At 65.3% G+C, this 4533-nt stretch carries 3 protein-coding genes; 2 read left to right on the top strand and 1 reads right to left on the bottom strand.

Annotated elements, in window-relative coordinates:
* Both AAC023_RS13690 and AAC023_RS13685 read left to right on the top strand, forming a co-directional pair.
* A partial coding sequence (locus AAC023_RS13690; protein WP_339741753.1) for an efflux RND transporter periplasmic adaptor subunit occupies positions 1 to 1134 on the top strand: 1134 nt, incomplete at its 5' end.
* The gene (locus tag AAC023_RS13685; protein ID WP_339741752.1) at positions 1131 to 4250 is read left to right on the top strand and encodes an efflux RND transporter permease subunit; all 3120 of its coding nucleotides are present in this window, start codon (positions 1131 to 1133) and stop codon (positions 4248 to 4250) included. The genes AAC023_RS13690 and AAC023_RS13685, both read left to right, overlap by 4 nt.
* 2 nt (positions 4251 to 4252) lie before the next feature.
* Here the strand turns inward: AAC023_RS13685 and AAC023_RS13680 are convergent.
* Positions 4253 to 4533, bottom strand: a 281-nt coding sequence (locus tag AAC023_RS13680; protein ID WP_339741751.1) for a VIT1/CCC1 transporter family protein, incomplete at its 5' end; no start/stop codon positions are given.

Raw genomic sequence — 4533 nt, 5'->3', positions numbered from 1 at the left:
CTGGAGTTCCTGATGCGCCGCTACAGCTTTTTGATCATTGCCCTGCTCGTCTTCGCCGCCATGACCGGGATTGTCGCCTTTCGCGTCCTGATGGGTGCGGGCCAGGACGAGGCCGCCCGGCAGCGTGCTGTGTCGCCGGTCGCGGCCTATACGGTCGCACGATACGAGTTCGCCGACATCGTCGAGGCCCTCGGGACTGCACGGTCGAAGGAGAGCGTGACGGTCTCGGCGCGCGTCTCTGACACCATCTCGGTGATCAATTTTGAAAGCGGCCAGCTGGTCGAGGCCGGCGATATCCTGATCGAGCTGACCGATACCGAAGAAGCGGCAGGCCTGCGCGAGGCGCGCACCACTTTGCGCGAGGCCAATCGCGACCTGACACGGGTCAATGACCTGATCGCGCGCGGCGTCGTTCCGCAGCAGCGCCAGGACGAGGCGCGCGCCGCCGTCGACCGGGCGCAGGCGCGGGTCGCCTCGATCGAGGCGCAATTGGCCGACCGTATTGTTCGCGCGCCGTTTTCCGGCGTCGTCGGCCTGCGTGAAGTGAGCCCGGGCGAACTGATCCGGCCGGGCGACCCGATCACCACGCTCGATGATATCAGCGCCATCCGGCTCGATTTCACCGTGCCGGAACGCTTCCTGGCGACGATACGCCCCGGCATGGTGATCGAGGCAACCACGAATGCCTATCCCGACCAGGTCTTCGTCGGCACGATTGCCCAGATCGACAGCCGCGTTGACCCCATCGCGCGCGCCGTGATCGTGCGCGCCGAGATCGACAATCCCGATGGCCGCATCCTGCCCGGCCAGTTGATGGTGGTCGAAGTGCGTCGCGATATCCGTAACAGCCCGGCCGTGCCCGGCTCGGCGGTCACCCGCTATCTCGAGGACAGTTTTGTCTATGTCATCGAGGAGACCAATGGCACCGCCATTGTGCGCCGGCGCGATGTCCAACTCGGTCTGCGCTCCGGCGATGTCGTCGAGATCACCGCCGGGCTCGAAGCCGGGGAAATCCTCGTCGCTGAAGGCGTACATCGGGTGCGCGACGGCATGCCCGTGGAGATCACGGCACGCCGTGAATACGGTAGCGGTGGCGGCGGTTCCGCCAGCCCGGCAGCGGTGAGCCGGCCATGACTCTCTCCGATGTCGCGGTTCGCCGCCCCGTCCTCGCCTTCGTCGCCAGCGCCCTGATCGTGGTGTTCGGCATTCTCGGCCTGCGCGCCTTGCCCTTGCGCGAGCTGCCCGATGTCGACCAGCCCATCGTCTCGGTCTCGGCCAGCTATCCCGGCGCCAATGCCGAAGTGGTTGAAAATCGCGTCACCCAGGTGATCGAGGATCAATTGTCGGGCATTGATGGCGTTGACACCATCACCTCCTCCTCGCGTGACGGCAATGCCCGTATCTCCATTACCTTCGCCCTCGATCGCAATATCGAGGCGGCGGCCAATGATGTCCGCGATGCTGTCTCGCGCATCGTTGATCGCCTGCCGCCGGATGTCGAGGAAATCGAGGTCCGCAAGCAGGACAGCGATGCACGCCCCTTCCTCTGGCTCTCACTGATGTCAGACCGGCTGACATCGGAGGAATTGTCCGATTATGCCGACCGGGTGCTGGTTGACCGCTTCAGTGTGATTGACGGCGTCGCCCAGGTCCGCATTGGCGGCCAGCGACGCTATGCGATGCGGATCTGGCTCGACCCGCAAGCCATGGCAGCGCGCGGGATTACCGTCGCGAATATCGATTCCGCGCTGCGGGCCCAGAACATCGAAGTGCCCGGTGGCTCGGTCGAGACCGCTGATACCGAGATCGTGGTCCGGGTTGAACGCCTGTTTGCCGATCCGGAGAGTTTTGCGCGCCTGCCGGTACGCGGTGAGGCGACCGGCCATGTCGTCAGGCTCGGCGAGATCGCCGATGTCGTGCTGGAAGCGGAGGAATCGCGCACCCTGTTCCGCGGCAATGGCCAGAACATGATCGGGCTGGGCTTTGTGCGCCAGAGCCAGGCCAATTCGGTCGATGTTGCCCAGCGGATCAGCGAGCAGGCCGAACGCATCGCCACCGGCCTGCCCGAGGGCATGCAGCTGATCAAGGCGTCCGACGATACCGTTTTCATCGAGGAATCGATCAAGGAGGTCTGGCGCACCCTGGCGGTCGCCGCCACCCTCGTCGTGCTGGTGATCTATCTCTTCCTCGGCAGTTTCCGCGCCGCCATTATCCCGGCGGCCGTGGTCCCGGTCTGCCTGATCGGCGTCTTCGCCATCCTGTCGCTGGCCGGTTTCTCGATCAATATCCTCACCCTGCTCGGCCTGGTGCTCGCCATCGGCCTGGTCGTCGATGATTCCATCGTCGTGCTGGAGAATATCCAGCGCCGGATCGATCTCGGCGAAGGCCCGGCCCTGGCCGCCCTGCGCGGCGGACGCCAGGTGTTCTTTGCCGTTATCGCAACCACGGCAGTTCTGATCGCGGTCTTCGTACCACTCGTTTTCCTGCCGGGCTTTATTGGTCGCCTCTTCACCGAGCTGGCCCTGACGATTGCCAGCGCCGTGATCCTCTCCTCCTTCGTGGCGCTGACCCTGTCGCCGATGATGGCCTCCAAACTCCTGCGCCCGGCCCGCGAGGCCCGCGGCCTGGCCAAATGGGTCAACCAGATCGTCAACGCGACCCGCGACAGCTACCGCCGCAGCCTCGAACTCGTCATCCACATGCCGCTGCTGGTCCTGCCGGTGATTGCCGTTGCACTGGCGGGGTCCGGCGTGCTGCTCAACCGGCTGCCGTCCGAACTCACGCCGCCTGAGGATCGCGGCTCCTTCTTCGGCCGCTTCAGCGGTCCGGAAGGCGCAAGTTTTGACTATATGGCCGAACAGGCCAACGCCGTTGAAGCAGTTGTGCTCGATTATCTGGAGACCGGTGAATTGCGCCGCGCCCTCGTCATCTCGCCCGGCTGGGGTGGCAGCGGCTATAATTCCGGCATTGTCATCGGCACCATGGTCGGCTGGGACGAGCGCCGGCCGGGCGGTGAAATCCTCGACGAGATCAATGGCCGCCTCGGCCAGCTGACCGGTGTGCAGGCCTTCGCCTCGATGCGCTCCTCACTCGGCGGTGGCGGCGGCGGCGACGATATCCAGTTTGTGCTGCAGGGGCCTGAATACGAGGCCCTCGATGCCGAGGCCGAGCGCCTGCTCGCTGCCATCACGGACGGCAATCCCAATCTGGTCCGGGCCCGCAAGGACTATCAGCCCAATAGCCCGCGCCTGGTGGTTGATATCGACCGCGAACGCGCCGCTGCGCTCGATGTCTCTATCGCCGCCATCGGCCAGACGCTGCAAACCCATCTCGGCTCGCGACGGGTCGGCCAGTTCATTGATCGCGGCGAGGCCTATAATGTGATCATGGAGAATCGGCGCGAAGACCGTTCCAGCTCCAGCGATCTGGAATCCTTGTATGTTTCCGGCCGCGGCGGCCAGCTCATCCCGCTGTCCAATCTGGTCTCCGTGCGCGAAGTCGGCGAAGCCTCCTCGCGCAATCGCGTCGACCGGCAAAGGTCGGTCACAGTCTCCGCGACCCTCGCCGATGGCTATACGCTCGGCGATGCCGTCGCCTGGCTTGACGACTGGTCGGCGCGCGAACTCGCACCGGGCCTGTCGACCAGCTATCTCGGCGGCGCCAAGGAATTCCTCAATGCCAATTCGGCGATGCTGTTTGCCTTCGGCATGGCGCTGTTGATCGTCTTCCTGGTGCTGGCGGCGCAATTCGAGAGCCTGATCCAGCCGCTCGTCATCATGCTGACCGTGCCTCTGGCTGTGGTCGGCGGTCTGTTCGGGCTGGAACTGGTCGGGTCGAGCCTGAATATCTATTCCCAGATCGGCCTGGTGATCCTGATCGGCCTGGCGGCCAAGAACGGCATTTTGATCGTCGAATTCGCCAATCAGCTGCGCGAGGAAGGCCGCGACCTGCTCGAGGCCACCCTTGAATCCGCGACCACCCGGTTTCGCCCGATCCTGATGACCGGCATCTCCACCGCGATCGGCGCCTTCCCGCTGGTGATCGCCTCCGGCCCCGGCGCGGAAAGCCGCATCACTATCGGTGTGGTGATCTTCACCGGCGTCTCGGTCGCCACCCTCTTCACCCTCTTCGTCGTCCCGATCGCCTATGCCACGCTGGGCCGCTTCACCAAGACACCGAACTGGATGTCGAAACAGCTCGAGGCCCAGGCCAGGGAAGCCGGCGTGGATGTCGCGACGGTGGCGGAATAGGTCTAGGCCGCCACGCCAAACACCGCCCCGATGGCCGCCGTCACCGCCATCGCAACCGCGCCCCAGAAGGTGACGCGTACCGTCGCCTTGACGATATCGGCACCGCCGATGCGGGCGCTCAGACCGCCCAGGGCGGCCAGGCAGATCAGCGAGGCAAGGGCCGTCGCCGGGATCGTCAGGCTGTGCGGTGCCAGCACGGCGACCAGCAGCGGCAGCGCCGCGCCGGTGGAGAAAGTGATCGCGGAGGTGATCGCCGCCTGGATCGGCCTGGCCACCGTGGTCG

This window comes from uncultured Maricaulis sp., assembly GCF_963976135.1.
In the GTDB taxonomy this organism is placed as follows: Bacteria; Pseudomonadota; Alphaproteobacteria; order Caulobacterales; family Maricaulaceae; genus Maricaulis.
The sequence above is the reverse complement of the archived record's forward strand: the minus strand, read 5'-3'. Positions and strand labels throughout refer to the sequence as shown.